Origin of the sequence: Enterobacter quasiroggenkampii (genome assembly GCF_043972695.1) — a bacterium.
GTDB lineage: Bacteria > Pseudomonadota > Gammaproteobacteria > Enterobacterales > Enterobacteriaceae > Enterobacter > Enterobacter quasiroggenkampii.
In genome coordinates, this window is record NZ_CP143745.1 from 1,349,124 (window position 1) to 1,369,008 (window position 19,885).

17 protein-coding genes are annotated in these 19,885 nt (G+C 55.2%); 14 read left to right on the forward strand and 3 right to left on the reverse strand.

Translation table 11 applies throughout. From position 1 onward, the window contains the following. From leuB to leuL, 3 genes are all read right to left on the reverse strand, one after another. Positions 1 to 1,092, reverse strand: a complete 1,092-nt coding sequence (leuB, locus tag V1572_RS06435) for a 3-isopropylmalate dehydrogenase (protein ID WP_023310385.1) — start codon at positions 1,090 to 1,092, stop codon at positions 1 to 3. Continuing rightward, positions 1,092 to 2,663: a 2-isopropylmalate synthase gene (leuA, locus tag V1572_RS06440; protein WP_008501997.1), complete on the reverse strand. Its 1,572-nt coding sequence runs from the start codon at positions 2,661 to 2,663 to the stop codon at positions 1,092 to 1,094. Before leuA ends, leuB begins: the two co-directional genes overlap by 1 nt. A gap of 91 nt (positions 2,664 to 2,754) precedes the next feature. Next, on the reverse strand, positions 2,755 to 2,841 hold the full coding sequence (leuL, locus tag V1572_RS06445) for a leu operon leader peptide (protein ID WP_071530973.1): 87 nt from the start codon (positions 2,839 to 2,841) through the stop codon (positions 2,755 to 2,757). Positions 2,842 to 3,428: 587 nt separating this feature from the next. Between leuL and leuO the strand changes: the two genes are divergently transcribed. The 14 genes from leuO to murG all read left to right on the forward strand — a co-directional run bounded on the left by leuO (position 3,429) and on the right by murG (position 19,852). Continuing rightward, positions 3,429 to 4,391 carry a transcriptional regulator LeuO gene (gene leuO / locus V1572_RS06450; protein ID WP_275430302.1) on the forward strand — a complete coding sequence of 321 codons (963 nt, stop codon included), beginning with the start codon at positions 3,429 to 3,431 and terminating at the stop codon, positions 4,389 to 4,391. Between the two features lie 380 nt (positions 4,392 to 4,771). After that, on the forward strand, positions 4,772 to 6,496 hold the full coding sequence (gene ilvI, locus V1572_RS06455; RefSeq protein ID WP_045907791.1) for an acetolactate synthase 3 large subunit: 1,725 nt from the start codon (positions 4,772 to 4,774) through the stop codon (positions 6,494 to 6,496). A 1-nt stretch (position 6,497) separates the two neighbouring features. Further along, positions 6,498 to 6,989, forward strand: a complete 492-nt coding sequence (gene ilvN / locus V1572_RS06460) for an acetolactate synthase small subunit (RefSeq protein WP_063620771.1) — start codon at positions 6,498 to 6,500, stop codon at positions 6,987 to 6,989. A gap of 179 nt (positions 6,990 to 7,168) precedes the next feature. Continuing rightward, positions 7,169 to 8,176 carry a catabolite repressor/activator gene (cra, locus tag V1572_RS06465; protein ID WP_008501993.1) on the forward strand — a complete coding sequence of 336 codons (1,008 nt, stop codon included), beginning with the start codon at positions 7,169 to 7,171 and terminating at the stop codon, positions 8,174 to 8,176. A 600-nt stretch (positions 8,177 to 8,776) separates the two neighbouring features. Beyond that, entirely contained in the window at positions 8,777 to 9,235 is a 459-nt protein-coding gene (mraZ, locus tag V1572_RS06470; protein ID WP_021240528.1) for a division/cell wall cluster transcriptional repressor MraZ, read from the forward strand. A 2-nt stretch (positions 9,236 to 9,237) separates the two neighbouring features. Further along, on the forward strand, positions 9,238 to 10,179 hold the full coding sequence (gene rsmH, locus V1572_RS06475) for a 16S rRNA (cytosine(1402)-N(4))-methyltransferase RsmH (RefSeq protein ID WP_021240527.1): 942 nt from the start codon (positions 9,238 to 9,240) through the stop codon (positions 10,177 to 10,179). Next, positions 10,176 to 10,541 carry a cell division protein FtsL gene (gene ftsL / locus V1572_RS06480; protein WP_008501989.1) on the forward strand — a complete coding sequence of 122 codons (366 nt, stop codon included), beginning with the start codon at positions 10,176 to 10,178 and terminating at the stop codon, positions 10,539 to 10,541. The genes rsmH and ftsL overlap by 4 nt, the downstream gene beginning before the upstream one ends. 15 nt (positions 10,542 to 10,556) lie before the next feature. Beyond that, positions 10,557 to 12,323: a peptidoglycan glycosyltransferase FtsI gene (locus tag V1572_RS06485; RefSeq protein WP_045907793.1), complete on the forward strand. Its 1,767-nt coding sequence runs from the start codon at positions 10,557 to 10,559 to the stop codon at positions 12,321 to 12,323. Then, complete coding sequence (gene murE / locus V1572_RS06490; protein ID WP_039265669.1) at positions 12,310 to 13,797, forward strand: UDP-N-acetylmuramoyl-L-alanyl-D-glutamate--2,6-diaminopimelate ligase; 1,488 nt, start codon at positions 12,310 to 12,312, stop codon at positions 13,795 to 13,797. Before V1572_RS06485 ends, murE begins: the two co-directional genes overlap by 14 nt. Further along, a complete protein-coding gene (gene murF / locus V1572_RS06495; protein ID WP_196352411.1) occupies positions 13,794 to 15,152 on the forward strand; it encodes a UDP-N-acetylmuramoyl-tripeptide--D-alanyl-D-alanine ligase in 1,359 nt (452 codons plus the stop codon). Before murE ends, murF begins: the two co-directional genes overlap by 4 nt. Continuing rightward, the gene (gene mraY, locus V1572_RS06500) at positions 15,146 to 16,228 is read left to right on the forward strand and encodes a phospho-N-acetylmuramoyl-pentapeptide-transferase (RefSeq protein WP_008501985.1); all 1,083 of its coding nucleotides are present in this window, start codon (positions 15,146 to 15,148) and stop codon (positions 16,226 to 16,228) included. The genes murF and mraY overlap by 7 nt, the downstream gene beginning before the upstream one ends. A 2-nt stretch (positions 16,229 to 16,230) precedes the next feature. Then, the gene (murD, locus tag V1572_RS06505; protein WP_395299798.1) at positions 16,231 to 17,547 is read left to right on the forward strand and encodes a UDP-N-acetylmuramoyl-L-alanine--D-glutamate ligase; all 1,317 of its coding nucleotides are present in this window, start codon (positions 16,231 to 16,233) and stop codon (positions 17,545 to 17,547) included. Further along, a complete protein-coding gene (ftsW, locus tag V1572_RS06510) occupies positions 17,547 to 18,791 on the forward strand; it encodes a cell division protein FtsW (protein WP_008501983.1) in 1,245 nt (414 codons plus the stop codon). Before murD ends, ftsW begins: the two co-directional genes overlap by 1 nt. Further along, a complete protein-coding gene (murG, locus tag V1572_RS06515; protein ID WP_196352410.1) occupies positions 18,788 to 19,852 on the forward strand; it encodes an undecaprenyldiphospho-muramoylpentapeptide beta-N-acetylglucosaminyltransferase in 1,065 nt (354 codons plus the stop codon). Before ftsW ends, murG begins: the two co-directional genes overlap by 4 nt. The last annotated feature ends 33 nt before the right edge of the window (positions 19,853 to 19,885 follow it).

Genomic DNA, 19,885 nt, shown 5'->3' on the forward strand with positions numbered 1-19,885 from the left:
TTACACCCCTTCAGCGACATAGCGGGCAATAATGTCGCCCATTTCATCGGTACTGACTGCCGCCGTGCCGCGTGCTAAATCACCGGTACGAACGCCTTCTTCTAACGCCCGGTTAATGGCGTTTTCAATTGCGGTTGCTGCATCGCCTGCATCCAGGCTGTAGCGCAGCAGCAGGGCCAGAGAGAGGATCTGCGCAATCGGGTTAGCGATGTTTTTGCCGGCGATATCCGGTGCGGAGCCGCCCGCAGGCTCGTACAGGCCGAAGCCTTCTTCATTCAGGCTGGCGGATGGCAGCATGCCCATCGAGCCGGTAATCATCGCGCACTCGTCAGAAAGAATATCGCCGAACAGGTTGGAGCACAGCAGCACGTCAAACTGGGACGGATCCTTAATCAGCTGCATGGTCGCGTTGTCGATGTACATGTGCGACAGCGCAACGTCCGGGTACTGTTTAGCGACTTCGCTGACGATCTCGCGCCACAGAATGGAAGACTGCAGCACGTTCGCTTTATCAATCGAGGTCACCTTATGGCGGCGTTTGCGCGCCGACTCAAACGCGATATGGGCGATACGTTCAATTTCGAAGCGGTGATACACCTCGGTATCGAACGCTTTTTCATGCTGACCGCTGCCTTCGCGCCCCTTTGGCTGACCGAAATAGATCCCACCGGTCAGTTCACGTACGCACAGAATGTCGAAACCGTTAGCGGCGATATCGGCGCGCAGCGGGCAAAACTCTTCCAGACCCTGGTACAGCTTCGCCGGACGCAGGTTACTGAACAGTTTGAAATGTTTACGCAGCGGCAGCAGCGCGCCGCGCTCTGGCTGCTCTGCTGGCGGCAGGTGTTCCCATTTTGGACCACCGACGGAACCAAACAGCACGGCATCGGCATTTTCACAGCCTTCCACGGTCGCTTTTGGCAGTGGCGTACCGTGGTTATCAATCGCAATACCGCCCACATCGTAGTGGCTGGTGGTGATTTTCATCGCAAAACGCGCGCGAACGGCTTCCAGTACTTTCAGCGCCTGTGCCATCACTTCCGGGCCAATACCGTCGCCCGGTAACACAGCAATATGGTAATTCTTCGACATTACACGGTTTCCTTGTTGTTCTCTTTATTCTGAGCTTTGCGTTGCAACTCTTTTTCGACTTCGGCGGCGCGCCAGATGTTATTCAGCACATGCACCATCGCTTTCGCGGAGGATTCAACGATATCGGTCGCCAGACCCACGCCATGGAAGCGGCGGCCATTGTGGGTCACAACAATGTCGACCTGGCCCAGTGCATCTTTGCCATGGCCCTTGGCCGTCAGGTCATATTTGACCAGCTCAACGTCGTACTCGGTAACGCGGTTGATGGCCTGGTAAATCGCATCGACAGGTCCATTACCGTTAGCTGCCTCTGCTTTAATTTCATCTCCGCAGGCCAGCTTGACCGAGGCGGTGGCGATGTCGCTGGATCCGGACTGCACGTTGAAGTAATCCAGACGGAAGTGCTCTGGCTCTTCCTGCTGTTTGTTAATAAAGGCCAGCGCTTCCAGGTCATAGTCGAACACCTGCCCTTTTTTGTCGGCCAGCTTCAGGAACGCGTCATACAGTTGATCCATGTTGTAATCGCTGTCCTTATAGCCCATCTCTTCCATGCGGTGCTTCACTGCCGCACGTCCGGAACGGGAGGTCAGGTTCAACTGGACCTGGTTCAGGCCGATGGATTCCGGGGTCATAATTTCGTAGTTTTCACGGTTCTTCAGCACGCCATCCTGATGAATACCGGAGGAGTGCGCGAAGGCGCCAGTGCCGACAATCGCTTTGTTGGCCGGAATAGGCATGTTGCAAATCTGGCTGACGGTCTGGCTGGTGCGCCAGATCTCGTTGTGATTGATGCGGGTGTGCACGTCCATGATGTCCTTGCGCACTTTGATCGCCATGATCACTTCTTCCAGCGAACAGTTGCCCGCGCGTTCGCCGATGCCGTTCATCGCGCCTTCTACCTGACGCGCGCCAGCGTGGACGGCGGCGATAGCATTGCCCACGGCCAGACCCAAATCATCGTGGGTGTGGACGGAGATAATCGCTTTATCAATGTTTGGAACGCGGTCATACAGGCCGGTGATGATGTTGGCGAACTCAAACGGCATGGTGTAGCCGACGGTGTCCGGGATGTTGATGGTTTTGGCACCCGCGTTAATGGCGGCTTCCACGACGCGCGCCAAATCGTCGATTGGCGTACGGCCTGCATCTTCACAGGAGAATTCAACGTCATCGGTGTAGTTGCGTGCGCGTTTCACCATGTACACCGCGCGCTCAATCACCTCATCCAGCGTGCTGCGCAGCTTGGTGGCGATGTGCATGGGCGAGGTGGCAATAAAGGTATGGATACGGAACGCTTCGGCCACTTTCAGTGACTCGGCTGCAACGTCGATATCTTTTTCTACACAGCGCGCCAGACCACATACGCGGCTGTTTTTAATGGTGCGGGCGATGGTCTGGACGGATTCGAAATCACCCGGAGACGAGACCGGGAAACCCACCTCCATCACGTCGACACCCATACGTTCGAGAGCCAGCGCGATCTGCAGTTTCTCTTTTACACTCAGGCTTGCCTGTAATGCCTGTTCACCGTCACGTAAAGTAGTATCGAAAATAATGACTTGCTGGCTCATGGGTTAGGTCCTTGTCAGTCTTAGGGCGCCTTGCTACGAGCATAAAAAAACCCGCGCAGTGGCGCGGGTTTTTAGTCTTACTGGTGACGATTCAACGCTGAATTTCGCCCGCCAGTCTACCGCGCACAGTGGATGCGTTTAGTAGTAGTAGACCGGTGAAACGAATGGTGCGAATCATGAATCGTGCTCCGTTAAATTCAATATGCTTTTAGTGGTACTGGATACGACAGTTGATGTCAACCCCTGACGATAAAAACGGACCCGACGGGCGGAACTGGCAGGATTTTACTTTAGCTAATTGTGCTGGTTTTGGCTTTTGCGAGCCGACTAATTGTCTAATTTTGGACTGAAGAAAACAGTTGCAGAAATAAATAAATATAATTGTTTAAAATGAGTGACGTGCGTTACAGAGAGTATTCTGTACATAAAGGGGTTTACTATCATTAAGTTATAATTGCGGTGAATCTATTACGCGTCGCTAAAAAATGAACAGAGGTAACATGTTATTAACTAACTGATGAGCGGTGGCGATAACAGTTTAATAATACTTAAGTCATCATTAATCTGGCAGTCATTGTGTATTTGCTTGGTTTATGGTTTCATTTAAATCCTAAAGTCAAACATATCATTTGCGCTATTTTCTTTTCGTTTGTATAGCGTCTTTATATATTCTGAATTTTAAATAATTCTCTTTCGCTGATCGTATTTGCATGATAAATCATATTTTTCGAGATTATTACCGTACGTGAGCAAAGGGAGTGTAGCGTGACAGTGGAGTCAGAAGTGTCAGAAAATAATATTAAACAACCTCAAGCTACTGATGGGATTAAACCGCAGTTACGCACGGTGGATCTTAATCTTCTGACGGTGTTTGATGCTGTCATGCAGGAACAGAATATCACCCGCGCGGCCCAGGCGTTGGGGATGTCACAACCTGCTGTGAGTAACGCCGTTGCCAGGCTTAAGGTCATGTTTAACGACGAATTGTTTGTTCGTTACGGAAGAGGGATCCAGCCTACTGCGCGCGCATTCCAGCTGTTCGGCTCAATCCGTCAGGCGTTGCAGCTGGTACAAAACGAGCTTCCGGGATCGGGCTTTGAACCTTTAAGCAGCGAGCGCACATTTCATCTGTGTGTCTGCAGTCCATTAGATAATTATTTAACCTCGATTATCTATAATAAAGTCGAAGAGATCGCGCCAAATATCCATCTGGTTTTTAAATCATCCCTGAACCAAAGTACAGAGCATCAGTTACGCTATCAGGAGATTGAATTCGTCCTGGGGTATGAAGAGTTCCGTCGTCCTGAATTTTCCTGCGTACCGCTGTTTAAAGATGAAATGGTTCTGGTGGCCAGTAAAAATCATCCTCGGCTGAAATATCCACTACGCGAAAATGATGTCTATAACGAGCAGCATGCCGTTGTTGCCCTCGACAGATATGCTTCCTTTAGCCTGCCATGGTATGACTCTGCGGATAAGCAGGCGAGCGTGGCTTATCAGGGGATGGCTATGGTCAGCGTATTAAATGTTGTCTCCCAAACACATCTGGTGGCGATTGCACCGCGCTGGCTGGCAGAAGAGTTTTCTGACCCGTTAAATCTGCAAATTTTGCCTCTGCCGCTTAAATTAAATAGCCGAACCTGCTATCTCTCCTGGCATGAAGCGGCCGGAAGGGATAAAGGACACCAGTGGATGGAAGAGTTGCTGGTCGGTATCTGCCGCCGGTAAACGCATCAGGATAAATCGCATCGGATTGTGTGATTTATCCTGAGTTTTTATAGATAATTACTATTTTGTTCTGTGATGCTTTTTTTCGGGCCGCTCTTCGGTACGCAAAAATAGATGATTTCCTGCATTGCCACGCTTTTCAGCGATGATTTATCACACCGTCCTCTATTCCCAGAGGAATTAACCATATCTTCAGTTAACGGCTGCTTTTTCTGCTTTACGCACCGTTTATCTCCCCGGGTTTGCTAATTGCCTGCCTCATAACGAGCGGTTAAGGTAAAGAACACTCTGCAAAATATAAGATTGGTTCATCCCGATCGTAAGACGGTGCGGAAATGAATTCGGCAGTCCGTCTATAACAAAATGCCTGGAGGCAAAGCATGGAGATGTTGTCTGGCGCGGAAATGGTCGTGCGGTCGCTGATCGATCAGGGCGTAAAGCAAGTGTTCGGCTACCCTGGCGGCGCGGTCCTGGATATTTATGATGCGCTGCATACGGTAGGGGGCATTGACCATGTTCTGGTACGTCACGAGCAAGCGGCTGTACACATGGCCGACGGTCTGGCGCGTGCGACGGGTGAAGTGGGCGTGGTCTTAGTCACGTCCGGCCCCGGCGCGACAAACGCCATTACCGGCATTGCGACGGCGTATATGGACTCTATCCCGCTGGTGATCCTCTCCGGGCAGGTAGCAACCTCGCTGATTGGCTACGATGCTTTTCAGGAGTGTGACATGGTCGGGATTTCCCGTCCCGTTGTGAAGCACAGCTTTCTGGTCAAGCAAACCGAAGACATTCCCGGCGTACTGAAAAAAGCCTTCTGGCTGGCAGCAAGCGGGCGCCCGGGACCGGTGGTGGTCGATCTGCCTAAAGACATTCTGAACCCGGCAAACAAGCTGCCGTACGTCTGGCCTGACTCGGTGAGCATGCGTTCTTACAATCCGACAACGCAGGGGCATAAAGGACAGATCAAGCGGGCGTTGCAAACGCTTCTGGCAGCCAAAAAACCGGTCGTCTATGTCGGCGGCGGGGCGATCAACGCAGCCTGTGAAGCCCAGCTTCGTGAGCTGGTTGAAAAACTCAACCTTCCTGTGGCGTCGTCGCTGATGGGGCTGGGGGCGTTTCCCGCCACTCACCGCCAGGCGCTCGGCATGCTGGGTATGCACGGTACCTATGAAGCCAACATGACGATGCATCACTCCGATGTGATCTTTGCCGTCGGCGTGCGTTTTGACGATCGTACCACCAACAATCTGGCGAAGTATTGCCCGAACGCCACCGTGTTGCACATTGATATCGATCCGACGTCCATTTCAAAAACGGTGTCGGCTGATGTGCCGATCGTCGGTGATGCTCGTCAGGTTCTGGAACAGATGCTGGATCTGCTGACCCAGGAGAACGCGACCCAGCCGCTGGATGAGATCCGCGACTGGTGGCAGCAGATTGAACAGTGGCGAGCGCGTCAGTGCCTGAAATATGACACGCAGAGCGAAAACATTAAGCCGCAGGCGGTCATCGAAGCGGTGTGGCGACTGACGAAGGGTGAGGCGTATGTAACCTCAGACGTGGGCCAACACCAGATGTTTGCCGCCCTGTATTACCCGTTTGATAAACCGCGTCACTGGATCAACTCGGGTGGCTTAGGCACCATGGGCTTCGGTCTGCCTGCCGCGCTGGGCGTGAAGCTGGCCCTGCCGAATGAAACCGTCGTCTGCGTGACCGGAGACGGCAGTATTCAGATGAACATTCAGGAGCTGTCTACCGCACTGCAGTATGAGCTGCCGGTTCTTGTGCTGAACCTGAATAATGGCTACCTCGGCATGGTGAAGCAGTGGCAGGATATGATTTACTCTGGCCGTCATTCGCAGTCCTATATGCAATCGCTGCCGGATTTTGTTCGTCTTGCTGAAGCTTATGGCCATGTTGGGATGCGAGTGACCGATCCGGCCGAGCTGGAAACGAAGCTCGCACAAGCGCTTGAGCACGTTAAAAACAACCGCCTTGTCTTTATGGATGTGATTGTTGATGGAACCGAACACGTTTATCCGATGCATATTCGGGGGGGCGGTATGGATGAAATGTGGTTAAGCAAAACGGAGAGAACCTGATATGCGCCGGATATTATCGGTTTTACTGGAAAACGAGTCTGGCGCACTGTCGCGCGTCATTGGTCTTTTTGCGCAGCGCGGTTATAACATTGAAAGCCTGACCGTCGCGCCGACGGAGGATCCCACGCTGTCGCGCATGACGATTCAAACCGTTGGCGACGCCAAAGTGCTTGAACAGATTGAAAAACAGCTGCATAAGCTGGTTGATGTGCTGCGCGTGAGCGAGCTGGGGCAGGGGGCCTACGTTGAACGTGAGGTCATGCTGGTGAAAATCCAGGCCACCGGCTACGGGCGTGAAGAAGTTAAACGCAATGCGGATATTTTCCGCGGACAGATTATCGACGTCACGCCTTCTCTTTATACGGTTCAGCTGGTCGGGACAAGTGACAAGCTGGATGCTTTCCTGACGTCCGTGCGGGATGTGGCAAAAATTGTTGAAGTCGCAAGATCGGGTGTCGTGGGGCTGTCACGCGGCGAGAAAATCATGCGTTAGTTGTCAAAAAGGTTCGCCTCTTTCTGCCCGGTCACCAAAGCCGGGCTTTTTTTTGCGTAATCAGCCGACAACGCAGATAAAAGCGGTTGCCGCGAAGGCTTTTCTGCGTTTAGATGTTAAAAGATTTAACCATAACCTTGACAGGGCCATGGACTCTTTTCTTTTTTTAAGGGGCAATTGTGAAACTGGATGAAATCGCCCGGCTAGCCGGCGTGTCACGAACAACGGCCAGCTATGTGATTAACGGTAAAGCAAAGCAGTACCGTGTCAGCGACAAGACCGTTGAAAAAGTTATGGCGGTGGTTCGTGAACATAACTACCATCCGAATGCTGTCGCAGCCGGTCTGCGCGCCGGGCGCACCCGCTCTATTGGTCTGGTGATCCCGGACCTGGAAAACACCAGCTATACCCGTATCGCCAACTATCTTGAACGTCAGGCGCGCCAGCGTGGCTATCAGCTGCTGATTGCCTGCTCGGAAGATCAGCCTGATAACGAGATGCGCTGCATTGAGCATCTGCTCCAGCGTCAGGTGGATGCCATTATTGTTTCGACCTCCTTACCGCCAGAACATCCGTTCTACCAGCGCTGGGCGAACGACCCGTTCCCAATCGTGGCGCTGGATCGCGCGCTCGATCGTGAACATTTCACAAGCGTAGTGGGTGCGGATCAGGATGATGCCGAAATGCTGGCCGCAGAGCTGCGGACGTTCCCGGCGGAAACGGTGCTGTATCTTGGCGCGTTGCCCGAGCTTTCGGTGAGCTTCCTGCGCGAGCAGGGATTCAGAACCGCCTGGAAAGACGATCCGCGCGAGGTTCACTACCTCTATGCCAACAGCTACGAACGTGAAGCCGCCGCGCAGCTGTTCGAGAAATGGCTGGAAACCCACCCGATGCCTCAGGCGCTGTTCACGACCTCGTTTGCGCTTTTGCAGGGCGTCATGGATGTCACCTTACGCCGTGAAGGTAAACTCCCCTCCGACCTGGCGATTGCCACGTTCGGGGATAACGAGCTGCTCGACTTCCTTCAGTGCCCGGTGCTGGCGGTTGCACAGCGTCACCGTGACGTGGCTGAACGCGTGCTGGAGATTGTGCTGGCGAGTCTGGATGAACCCCGCAAACCAAAGCCGGGCCTGACGCGTATCAAACGTAATCTCTACCATCGCGGAATTTTAAGCCGCCAAAAATGAAATGACTGGGGCGGCGAAATCTGCCCCATTTTGCTACGATAATTCGTGCGGATAATTCCCGGAGAGAAATTAGGATAATTCTTGTGAGATCATAATCGCCTATTTTTCTTAATTCATTTTGGCTTTTAAATTGTTCTTTAAAGAACATCTCAGCGATTTTAAACGGTATTCTTTGTATTATTTTGTTACAAACCCTCTTCGGTCGATGAATATTCAGACGTTTTTTCCTCTTCCTTTGCCAGCTTACGTGCTAACCACTGCGCTTACCGTGTGCCTGGGTGAATCTGGCGCTGTCATCCCCTGAGAATCTGTCATAAAATGCTGCCCGCGTCGCAAACTGACACTTTATATTTATCTGCGATGATATTGAGTGAGCCTTAACGCTAGTGTGCATATTCGGTTTTTTTCTTACAAATATTCATAACGTTAATTTTGCCTCGCCAGTTGTGCAGTTATTAACCAGGACTGTTTAACTCTGTAAATAGAGGGCTTTCGAGTCCTTATACGGAGAGTCCTGGCTTGACAAGCTTTTCCCTCGCTCCGTAAACTCCTTTAGGTGGGAATTTGTGGGTTAAAGTGGTGAGGAGGGGTGAGACTGGCATGTTCCGTGGAGCAACGTTAGTCAATCTCGACAGCAAAGGGCGTTTATCGGTACCAACCCGATACCGCGACCAGCTGATTGAGAACGCTGCGGGTCAAATGGTTTGCACCATTGACATTAACTCCCCCTGCCTGCTGCTTTACCCCTTACCTGAATGGGAAATTATTGAGCAAAAGCTGTCGCGACTGTCGAGCATGAACCCGCAGGAACGCCGCGTGCAGCGGCTGTTATTGGGACATGCCAGTGAATGTCAGATGGATAACGCAGGGCGATTACTGATTGCCCCTGTGTTGCGGCAACATGCCGGTCTGACAAAAGAAGTGATGCTGGTCGGGCAGTTCAACAAGTTTGAACTGTGGGATGAAACGACCTGGTATCAACAGGTCAAGGAAGATATCGACGCTGAGCAGTCTGATTCCGCGACATTATCGGAACGACTGCAGGACTTGTCTCTATAAATATGATGGAAAATTATAAACATAAAACGGTGTTACTGGACGAGGCCGTTAACGGCCTGAATATTCGTCCGGATGGCATCTACATTGATGGCACATTTGGTCGCGGTGGCCACTCGCGTTTGATCCTCTCCCAGTTGGGTGAGGAGGGACGTCTGCTGGCAATCGATCGCGATCCGCAGGCAATTGCCGTTGCACAGACCATCAATGACCCACGCTTTTCCATCGTGCATGGACCTTTCTCTGCGCTCGCGGACTATGTGGCTGAGCGCGGCCTGACGGGCAAGATCGACGGGATTCTTCTCGATCTTGGCGTCTCTTCACCCCAACTCGACGACGCTGAGCGCGGTTTCTCCTTTATGCGTGATGGTCCGCTGGACATGCGGATGGACCCGACGCGCGGACAATCCGCCGCCGAGTGGCTACAGACCGCTGACGAAGCCGATATTGCATGGGTCATCAAAACGTTTGGCGAAGAGCGTTTTGGCAAACGTATTGCGCGCGCCATTGTTGAGCGCAACCGCATTGAGCCAATGACCCGCACCAAAGAGTTGGCCGAGGTGATCGCGGCAGCGACCCCGGTGAAGGATAAGCACAAACATCCCGCGACCCGTACCTTCCAGGCGGTTCGCATCTGGGTAAACAGTGAACTGGAGGAAATAGAGCTGGCGCTAAAAAGCTCGCTCGACGTGCTTGCCCCGGGTGGGCGGTTATCCATCATCAGCTTCCATTCGCTGGAAGACCGTATTGTGAAACGCTTTATGCGTGAACAAAGCCGCGGTCCACAGGTGCCAGCGGGGCTGCCGATGACGGAAGAACAACTCAGGAAGCTGGGTGGCCGTCAGTTGCGAGCATTAGGCAAGTTGATGCCGGGCGAAGAAGAAGTGGCAGAGAATCCACGCGCCCGTAGTTCAGTGCTGCGTGTTGCAGAGAGGACGAACGCATGATCGGCAGAGTGACAGAGACCCTAAGCAAAGTTAAGGATTCGTTAGGAAGCAACGAGCGCCATGCCTTGCCTGGCGTGATCGGCGACGATCTTTTGCGGTTTGGGAAACTGCCACTCTGTCTGTTCATTTGCATCATTGTCACGGCAGTAACGGTGGTGACGACAGCCCACCATACACGTTTATTGACTGCGCAACGCGAGCAGATGGTACTGGAACGCGATGCGCTGGATATTGAATGGCGAAATCTGATCCTTGAAGAAAACGCGCTCGGCGATCACAGCCGGGTTGAACGGATCGCAACGGAAAAGCTGCAGCTGCAGCATGTTGATCCTTCACAGGAAAATATCGTAGTACAAAAATAAGGGAAAACGCGACGCATGAAAGCAGCGGCAAAAACGCTAAAACCAAAACGTCAGGAAGAACAGGCCAACTTTATCAGTTGGCGTTTTGCGTTGCTTTGCGGCTGCATTTTACTGGCGCTGGGTTTTCTGCTGGGCCGCGTGGCCTGGCTGCAAATCGTCGCGCCTGACATGCTGGTACGCCAGGGCGATATGCGCTCTCTGCGCGTTCAGGAGGTCTCCACGTCCCGCGGGATGATCACCGACCGCTCCGGTCGTCCGCTGGCGGTGAGCGTGCCGGTGAAGGCTATCTGGGCCGATCCGAAAGAGCTGCACGACGCCGGTGGCATTACCCTTGATAACCGCTGGAAAGCGCTGGCTGATGCGCTGAAAATGCCGCTGGATCAGCTGGCCTCCCGCGTTAACGCGAACCCGAAAGGGCGTTTTATCTATCTGGCGCGTCAGGTTAACCCTGACATGGCGGACTACATTCGCAAACTGAAGCTACCGGGCATTCATCTGCGTGAAGAATCCCGTCGTTACTATCCATCCGGCGAAGTAACCGCTCACCTCATTGGCTTCACCAACGTCGACAGCCAGGGGATTGAGGGCGTTGAAAAAAGCTTCGATAAGTGGCTCACCGGTCAGCCGGGCGAGCGAATCGTGCGTAAGGACCGCTACGGGCGCGTCATCGAAGATATCTCTTCCACGGACAGTCAGGCAGCGCACAACCTGGCCCTCAGTATCGACGAGCGCCTGCAGGCGCTGGTCTACCGCGAGCTGAACAACGCCGTGGCGTTCAACAAGGCGGAGTCAGGCAGCGCCGTGCTGGTGGATGTCAGCACCGGTGAAGTGCTGGCGATGGCCAACAGTCCGTCCTACAACCCGAACAACTTTACCGGCACCGCAAAAGATGCCATGCGTAACCGGGCGATTACCGACGTGTTCGAACCTGGATCCACGGTGAAGCCGATGGTGGTGATGACCGCGCTCCAGCGCGGCATCGTCAATGAAAACACGGTTCTGAACACCATCCCATACCGTATTAACGGCCACGAGATAAAAGACGTGGCGCGCTACAGCGAATTGACCCTGACCGGGGTGTTACAGAAGTCGAGTAACGTCGGTGTTTCAAAGCTGGCGTTAGCGATGCCGTCCTCAGCGTTAGTAGAGACTTACTCACGTTTTGGACTGGGAAAGGCGACCAATTTGGGGTTGGTCGGAGAACGCAGTGGCTTATATCCTCAAAAACAACGGTGGTCTGACATAGAGAGGGCCACCTTCTCTTTCGGCTACGGGCTAATGGTAACCCCGTTACAGTTAGCGCGAGTCTACGCAACGATTGGCAGCTATGGCGTTTATCGCCCGCTGTCGATTACCAAAGTTGATCCACCGGTGCCGGGCGAGCGTATCTTCCCGGAATCCATCGTTCGTACCGTAGTGCACATGATGGAAAGCGTGGCGCTGCCGGGCGGCGGCGGCGTGAAGGCGGCGATTAAAGGCTATCGTATCGCCATTAAAACCGGTACAGCGAAAAAAGTGGGGCCAGACGGCCGCTATATCAACAAATACATTGCCTATACCGCAGGCGTTGCGCCTGCAAGCAATCCGCGTTTTGCGCTGGTGGTCGTAATAAACGATCCACAGGCGGGTAAATACTACGGCGGCGCCGTCTCCGCGCCTGTGTTTGGGGCAATCATGGGCGGCGTGTTACGCACCATGAACATTGAACCGGATGCGCTGGCGACGGGCGAAAAAAGTGAATTTGTAATTAATCAAGGCGAGGGTACAGGTGGCAGATCGTAATTTGCGCGACCTTCTCGCTCCGTGGGTGCCAAATGCACCGGAGCGAGCACTGCGAGAGATGGTACTGGACAGCCGCGTGGCTGCTTCTGGCGATCTTTTTGTGGCGGTGGTCGGTCATCAGGCGGACGGGCGTCGTTATATCCCGCAGGCGATTGCGCAAGGTGTGGCTGCCATTATTGCTGAGGCTAAAGATGAGGCAACCGACGGTGAGATCCGTGAAATGCACGGCGTGCCGGTCATCTATCTCAGCCAGTTAAATGAACGTCTTTCCGCACTGGCGGGACGTTTTTATCACGAACCTTCCGACCAGCTGCGCCTGGTTGGCGTAACGGGTACGAACGGAAAAACCACCACCACGCAGCTGATGGCGCAGTGGGCTCAGCTGCTGGGTGAAACCGGCGCGGTGATGGGGACTGTGGGTAACGGTCTGCTGGGCAAAGTGAGCCCGACGGAAAACACCACTGGCTCCGCGGTTGACGTACAGCACGTGCTCGCCGGTCTGGCAGGGCAGGGTGCAACCTTTGCCGCGATGGAGGTCTCTTCGCACGGTCTGGTACAGCACCGCGTCGCGGCGCTGAAATTTGCCGCGTCCGTGTTTACCAACCTGAGCCGCGATCATCTTGATTATCATGGTGATATGGAGCACTACGAAGCCGCGAAATGGCTGCTCTATTCCACTCACCACTGTGGTCAGGCGATCATCAATGCCGACGATGAAGTCGGCCGCCGCTGGCTGGCGAAGCTGCCGGATGCGGTTGCCGTATCGATGGAAGACCATATCAATCCGAACTGCCATGGCCGCTGGCTGAAGGCGGTTGAGGTGAATTATCACGATAGCGGAGCGACCATCCGCTTTGCCTCTTCCTGGGGTGAAGGCGAAATTGAAAGCCGCCTGATGGGGGCGTTTAACGTCAGCAACCTGCTGCTGGCGCTGGCAACGCTGCTGGCGCTGGGTTACCCGATGGCTGAACTTCTGAAAACCGCCGCGCGTCTGCAGCCAGTTTGTGGCCGTATGGAAGTGTTTAGCGCGCCGGGTAAACCGACCGTTGTGGTTGATTATGCCCACACGCCGGATGCGCTGGAAAAAGCGCTGGAAGCGGCGCGCCTGCACTGTACCGGTAAGCTCTGGTGCGTGTTTGGTTGTGGCGGCGATCGTGACAAAGGCAAACGCCCACTGATGGGCGCTATTGCGGAACAGTTCGCAGATATTCCGGTTGTCACCGATGACAACCCGCGTACGGAAGAGCCGCGCGCCATCATTAATGACATTCTGGCGGGCATGCTGGATGCGGGCCGCGCGCGCGTCGTGGAAGGCCGGGCGGAAGCCGTGACGAACGCCATCATGCAGGCACAGGAGAATGATGTTGTTCTGCTGGCGGGTAAAGGCCATGAAGATTATCAGATCGTTGGCAACCGCCGTCTGGATTACTCGGATCGCGTAACGGCAGCTCGCCTGCTGGGAGTCGTCGCATGATTAGCCTCTCGTTAAGCCAGGCCGCAGCGGTACTGCACGGCGACCTGCACGGGCAAGACCTGACCATTGATGCCGTGACGACGGACACCCGCAAAGTCACCGCTGGCTGTCTGTTCGTGGCGCTGAAAGGCGAGCGTTTTGACGCGCATGATTTTGCTGAACAGGCCAAAGAGAACGGCGCCGGTGCGCTGCTGGTCAGCCGCAAACTTGATATCGATCTGCCGCAGGTTGTGGTGAAAGATACGCGTCTCGCGTTCGGCGAGCTGGCGGCCTGGGTTCGTCAGCAGGTGCCGGCTCGCGTCGTCGCCCTGACCGGATCCTCAGGCAAAACGTCAGTGAAAGAGATGACGGCGGCCATCCTCAGCCAGTGCGGCAATACGCTTTATACCGCGGGCAACCTCAATAATGACATCGGCGTGCCGATGACATTGCTTCGCCTGACCAAAGAGCACGAGTATGCGGTGATCGAGTTAGGTGCAAACCACCAGGGTGAAATCGCCTGGACCGTGAGCCTGACGCGCCCGGAAGCAGCGCTGGTGAATAACCTCGCGGCTGCGCACCTGGAAGGCTTTGGCTCGCTGGAAGGCGTGGCAAAAGCGAAAGGCGAGATTTACACCGGCCTGCCGGAAAACGGTATCGCCATTCTGAACGCCGATAACAACGACTGGCTGAACTGGCAGAGCATCATTGGTGCGCGTAAAACCTGGCGCTTCTCGCCAAATGCGGCCAACAGTGATTTTACGGCGACCAATATCCATGTGACGTCGCACGGCACCGAGTTCACCCTCACGACCCCAACGGGTGGCGTGGAGGTGCTGCTGCCGCTGCCGGGTCGCCATAACATCGCCAATGCCCTTGCGGCGGCGGCGCTGGCAACGGCGGTAGGCGCTTCACATGAGGCGATCAAAGCCGGGCTGGCGAACCTGAAAGCCGTGCCGGGACGCTTGTTCCCGATTCAGCTTTCGGAAAACAAGCTGCTGCTGGATGACTCCTATAACGCGAACGTTGGCTCGATGACGGCGGCGGTGCAGGTGTTATCTGAAATGCCGGGCTTCCGCATCATGGTGGTTGGCGACATGGCAGAGCTGGGCGACGAAAGCGAAGCCTGTCATACCCAGGTCGGTGAAGCGGCGAAAGCGGCGGGGCTGGACTGTGTACTGAGCGCAGGAAAACTGAGCCAGGCGATTAGCCAGGCCAGCGGCGTTGGCGAGCATTTTGCCGATAAAGCCGCGTTGATTGAGCGCCTTAAGGCATTAATGACAGAAAAACAAATTGTGACAGTGTTAGTGAAAGGTTCACGTAGTGCCGCCATGGAAGAGGTTGTGCACGCATTACAGGAGAACGGGACATGTTAGTTTGGCTGGCCGAACATTTGGTCAAATATTACTCAGGCTTTAACGTCTTTTCCTATCTGACGTTTCGCGCCATCGTCAGCCTGCTGACTGCGCTGTTCATCTCGTTGTGGATGGGCCCGCGCATGATTGCCCGTCTGCAAAAGCTCTCTTTCGGCCAGGTTGTGCGTAACGACGGCCCGGAATCGCACTTCAGCAAGCGCGGTACCCCGACCATGGGCGGGATCATGATCCTGACTGCCATCGTCGTTTCCGTACTGCTGTGGGCGTACCCGTCCAACCCGTACGTCTGGTGTGTGCTGACGGTTCTGGTGGGTTACGGGATCATTGGTTTCGTCGATGATTACCGCAAAGTCGTCCGCAAAGATACCAAAGGCCTGATTGCCCGCTGGAAGTACTTCTGGATGTCGGTGATCGCGCTGGGCGTGGCCTTCGCGCTGTATCTGGCAGGGAAAGACACGCCAGCGACCGAGCTGGTCGTGCCGTTCTTTAAAGACGTGATGCCGCAGCTGGGTCTGTTCTACATTCTGCTGGCGTACTTTGTGATTGTCGGCACCGGTAACGCCGTTAACCTGACCGACGGTCTGGATGGCCTGGCGATTATGCCAACCGTCTTCGTGGCGGCCGGTTTTGCGCTGGTGGCCTGGGCGACCGGTAACATGAATTTCGCGAACTACCTGCACATCCCTTATCTGCGCCACGCGGGTGAACTGGTGATCGTCTGTACGGCGATTGTCGGCGCGGGGCTTGGCTTCCTGTGGTTCAACACCTATCCGGCTCAGGTCTTTATGGGTGACGTCGGTTCACTGGCGTTAGGCGGCGCGCTGGGCATTATTGCCGTACTGCTGCGTCAGGAGTTCCTGCTGGTGATCATGGGCGGCGTGTTTGTGGTTGAGACGCTGTCGGTGATTTTGCAGGTCGGCTCCTTCAAGCTGCGCGGTCAGCGCATCTTCCGTATGGCGCCGATTCACCACCACTATGAACTTAAAGGCTGGCCGGAGCCGCGCGTCATTGTGCGCTTCTGGATTATTTCGCTGATGCTGGTGCTGATTGGCCTGGCAACGCTGAAGGTACGTTAATCATGGCAGATTACCAGGGTAAAAAAGTCGTTATCATCGGGTTAGGCCTCACGGGCCTTTCCTGCGTGGACTTTTTCCTCGCACGTGGCGTGACGCCGCGCGTGATGGATACGCGTGTCTCTCCGCCGGGTCTGGATAAACTGCCGGAACAGGTTGAACGCCACCTTGGTGGTCTGAATGATGACTGGCTGCTGGCAGCCGATCTGATTGTCGCCAGCCCGGGTATGGCGCTGGCGCATCCTTCCCTGAGCGCTGCCGCAGATGCAGGTGTTGAGATTGTCGGCGATATCGAGCTGTTCTGCCGCGAAGCGCAGGTGCCCGTTATCGCGATTACCGGTTCTAACGGTAAAAGCACCGTCACCACCCTGGTGGGGGAAATGGCAAAAGCGGCGGGCATGAACGTCGGCGTTGGCGGTAACATTGGTTTACCTGCTCTGATGCTGCTGGACAAAGGCTGTGAACTGTATGTTCTCGAGCTTTCCAGCTTCCAGCTGGAAACGACCTCAAGCCTGCATGCTGCCGCTGCGACGATCCTCAACGTGACTGAAGATCACATGGACAGATATCCATTTGGTCTGCAGCAGTACCGTGCTGCCAAGCTGCGCGTTTATGAGAATGCCAAAGTCTGCGTAGTGAACGCCGATGATGCGCTGACCATGCCGGTGCGTGGCGCAGACGACCGCTGCATTAGTTTTGGCATCACCATGGGTGATTATCATCTGAACCGCCAGCTGGGTGAAACCTGGCTGCGCGTGAAAGGTGAGAAAGTGCTGAACGTGAAAGAGATGAAGCTCTCTGGTCAGCACAACTATACCAATGCGCTGGCGGCGCTGGCGCTGGCGGACGCAGTGGGGCTGCCGCGCTCCTCAAGCCTGAAAGCGTTAACCACGTTTTCCGGCCTGGCACACCGTTTCCAGCTGGCGCTGGAGCACAACGGCGTGCGCTGGATCAACGACTCCAAAGCCACCAACGTGGGCAGCACGGAGGCCGCGCTGAACGGCCTGCACGTTGACGGTACCCTGCATCTGCTGCTGGGCGGCGACGGTAAATCAGCGGATTTCTCGTCCCTGAAGCCGTATCTCTCCGGCGATAACGTCCGTCTGTACTGCTTCGGCCGTGACGGCAGCGAGCTGGCTGCACTGCGCCCTGAGGTCGCCGAGCAAACCGAAACCATGGAACAGGCGATGCGGCTGATTGCCCCTCGCGTGAAGCCGGGTGATATGGTGCTGCTCTCTCCGGCCTGTGCCAGCCTCGATCAATTCAAGAATTTCGAACAGCGTGGTGATGTCTTTACCCGCCTGGCGAAGGAGTTAGGCTGATGCGTTTATCTCTCCCTCGCCTGAAAATGCCGCGCCTGCCAGGATTTGGGATCCTGGTGTGGTTGTTTGCGGCACTCAAAGGCTGGGTGATGGGCTCTCGTCAAAAAGATAACGACAGCCTGATCATGTACGACCGCACGCTGTTCTGGCTCACGATGGGGCTCGCGGCGGTCGGCTTTATTATGGTGACGTCAGCGTCAATGCCCGTCGGGCAGCGTCTGGCGAACGATCCTTTCCTGTTTGCCAAGCGTGATGGTCTGTACATTATCCTGGCATTCTGCCTGGCGCTGGTGACCTTGCGTCTGCCGATGGAGTTCTGGCAGCGACACAGTACGGCGATGCTGATCGCCTCGATCATTATGCTGCTGATCGTTCTGGTGGTGGGGAGTTCCGTAAACGGGGCATCACGCTGGATCGCCTTTGGCCCGCTGCGTATTCAGCCTGCGGAATTTACCAAGCTCTCCCTGTTCTGCTACCTGGCGAACTACCTGGTGCGTAAGGTAGATGAAGTGCGTAATAACCTGCGCGGCTTCTTAAAACCGATGGGCGTGATTCTGGTGCTGGCGGTATTACTGCTGGCGCAGCCTGACCTCGGTACCGTGGTGGTACTGTTTGTCACCACGCTGGCTATGCTGTTCCTGGCGGGCGCAAAGCTGTGGCAGTTCATCGCCATTATCGGGATGGGGATTTCAGCGGTTGTGCTGCTGATCCTCGCCGAGCCTTACCGTATTCGCCGCGTGACCTCGTTCTGGAACCCGTGGGAAGACCCGTTCGGCAGCGGCTATCAGCTGACGCAGTCACTTATGGCCTTTGGGCGCGGTGAGCTCTGGGGGCAGGGGCTGGGTAACTCGGTACAGAAACTGGAGTATTTACCGGAAGCGCATACTGACTTCATCTTCTCCATTATTGCGGAAGAACTGGGTTATATCGGTGTGGTATTAGCGCTATTAATGGTATTCTTCGTCGCTTTCCGCGCCATGTCCATCGGCCGGAAAGCGCTGGAGATCGATCACCGTTTCTCAGGCTTCCTGGCCTGCTCAATTGGTATCTGGTTTAGCTTCCAGGCATTGGTTAACGTCGGGGCCGCAGCAGGTATGCTGCCGACCAAAGGTCTGACGTTGCCGTTGATCAGTTATGGTGGTTCCAGTCTGTTGATTATGTCGACGGCCATCATGCTGTTGTTACGCATAGATTATGAGACGCGTCTGGAAAAAGCCCAGGCGTTTACACGAGGTTCACGATGAATCAACCGAAGCGGTTAATGGTGATGGCAGGCGGTACCGGCGGACATGTGTTCCCGGGACTGGCGGTTGCGCACCATTTAATGGATCAGGGCTGGCAGGTACGCTGGCTGGGAACCGCAGACCGCATGGAGGCCGACCTGGTACCGAAACACGGTATTGAGATCGACTTTATTCGTATTTCCGGCCTTCGGGGCAAAGGCCTCAAGGCAATGCTGCTGGCACCGGTGCGCATTTTTAACGCCTGGCGTCAGGCGCGCACCATCATGAAGCGCTTTAAGCCCGATGTGGTGCTGGGCATGGGCGGCTATGTCTCGGGTCCAGGTGGGTTAGCCGCGTGGTCGTTAGGTATTCCCGTTGTGCTGCATGAGCAGAACGGTATTGCGGGTCTGACCAACAAATGGCTGGCGAAAATCGCCACCAAAGTCATGCAGGCATTTCCCGGCGCGTTCCCGAAAGCGGATGTGGTGGGAAACCCGGTGCGCGTAGACGTACTGGCACTGCCGCTGCCGGATGCTCGCCTGGCGGGCCGTGAAGGGCCGGTGCGTGTGCTGGTCGTCGGCGGCTCTCAGGGCGCACGTATTTTAAACCAGACGATGCCGCAGGTTGCCGCAAAGCTGGGTGATACCGTCACCATCTGGCACCAGAGTGGAAAAGGCGCTCAGCAGACCGTTGAGCAGGCTTACGCCGAGGCGGGGCAGTCGCAGCATAACGTGACGGAATTTATCGACGACATGGCGGCAGCGTACGCCTGGGCCGATGTCGTGGTCTGTCGTTCTGGCGCCTTAACGGTAAGCGAAATCGCTGCCGCGGGGCTGCCGGCTCTGTTTGTGCCTTTCCAGCACAAAGACAGACAGCAGTACTGGAATGCCCTGCCGCTTGAGAAAGCCGGTGCGGCGAAAATTTTTGAGCAGCCACAATTTACCGCCGACGCGGTCGCCACCACCCTGGCGGGCTGGAACAGAGACGTATTGCTTGAGATGGCTGAACGCGCGCGCGCGGCGGCTATCCCTGATGCGACGGAACGGGTGGCAAAAGAAGTGAGCCTGGCAGCCCAGGCTTAACCCTCGCAGCGCGTGAAGCGCGGCACGAATTTT

Excerpts from the sequence above, each read along its gene's own strand:
- ftsW (WP_008501983.1), top strand. The coding sequence starts at position 17,547 with ATGCGTTTATCTCTCCCTCGCCTGAAAATGCCGCGCCTGCCAGGATTT.
- murG (WP_196352410.1), top strand. The coding sequence starts at position 18,788 with ATGAATCAACCGAAGCGGTTAATGGTGATGGCAGGCGGTACCGGCGGA.
- mraY (WP_008501985.1), top strand. The coding sequence starts at position 15,146 with ATGTTAGTTTGGCTGGCCGAACATTTGGTCAAATATTACTCAGGCTTT.
- leuB (WP_023310385.1), bottom strand. The coding sequence starts at position 1,092 with ATGTCGAAGAATTACCATATTGCTGTGTTACCGGGCGACGGTATTGGC.
- rsmH (WP_021240527.1), top strand. The coding sequence starts at position 9,238 with ATGATGGAAAATTATAAACATAAAACGGTGTTACTGGACGAGGCCGTT.
- mraZ (WP_021240528.1), top strand. The coding sequence starts at position 8,777 with ATGTTCCGTGGAGCAACGTTAGTCAATCTCGACAGCAAAGGGCGTTTA.
- ilvI (WP_045907791.1), top strand. The coding sequence starts at position 4,772 with ATGGAGATGTTGTCTGGCGCGGAAATGGTCGTGCGGTCGCTGATCGAT.
- murD (WP_395299798.1), top strand. The coding sequence starts at position 16,231 with ATGGCAGATTACCAGGGTAAAAAAGTCGTTATCATCGGGTTAGGCCTC.
- leuL (WP_071530973.1), bottom strand. The coding sequence starts at position 2,841 with ATGATTCGCACCATTCGTTTCACCGGTCTACTACTACTAAACGCATCC.
- ftsL (WP_008501989.1), top strand. The coding sequence starts at position 10,176 with ATGATCGGCAGAGTGACAGAGACCCTAAGCAAAGTTAAGGATTCGTTA.
- murF (WP_196352411.1), top strand. The coding sequence starts at position 13,794 with ATGATTAGCCTCTCGTTAAGCCAGGCCGCAGCGGTACTGCACGGCGAC.
- V1572_RS06485 (WP_045907793.1), top strand. The coding sequence starts at position 10,557 with ATGAAAGCAGCGGCAAAAACGCTAAAACCAAAACGTCAGGAAGAACAG.
- leuA (WP_008501997.1), bottom strand. The coding sequence starts at position 2,663 with ATGAGCCAGCAAGTCATTATTTTCGATACTACTTTACGTGACGGTGAA.
- ilvN (WP_063620771.1), top strand. The coding sequence starts at position 6,498 with ATGCGCCGGATATTATCGGTTTTACTGGAAAACGAGTCTGGCGCACTG.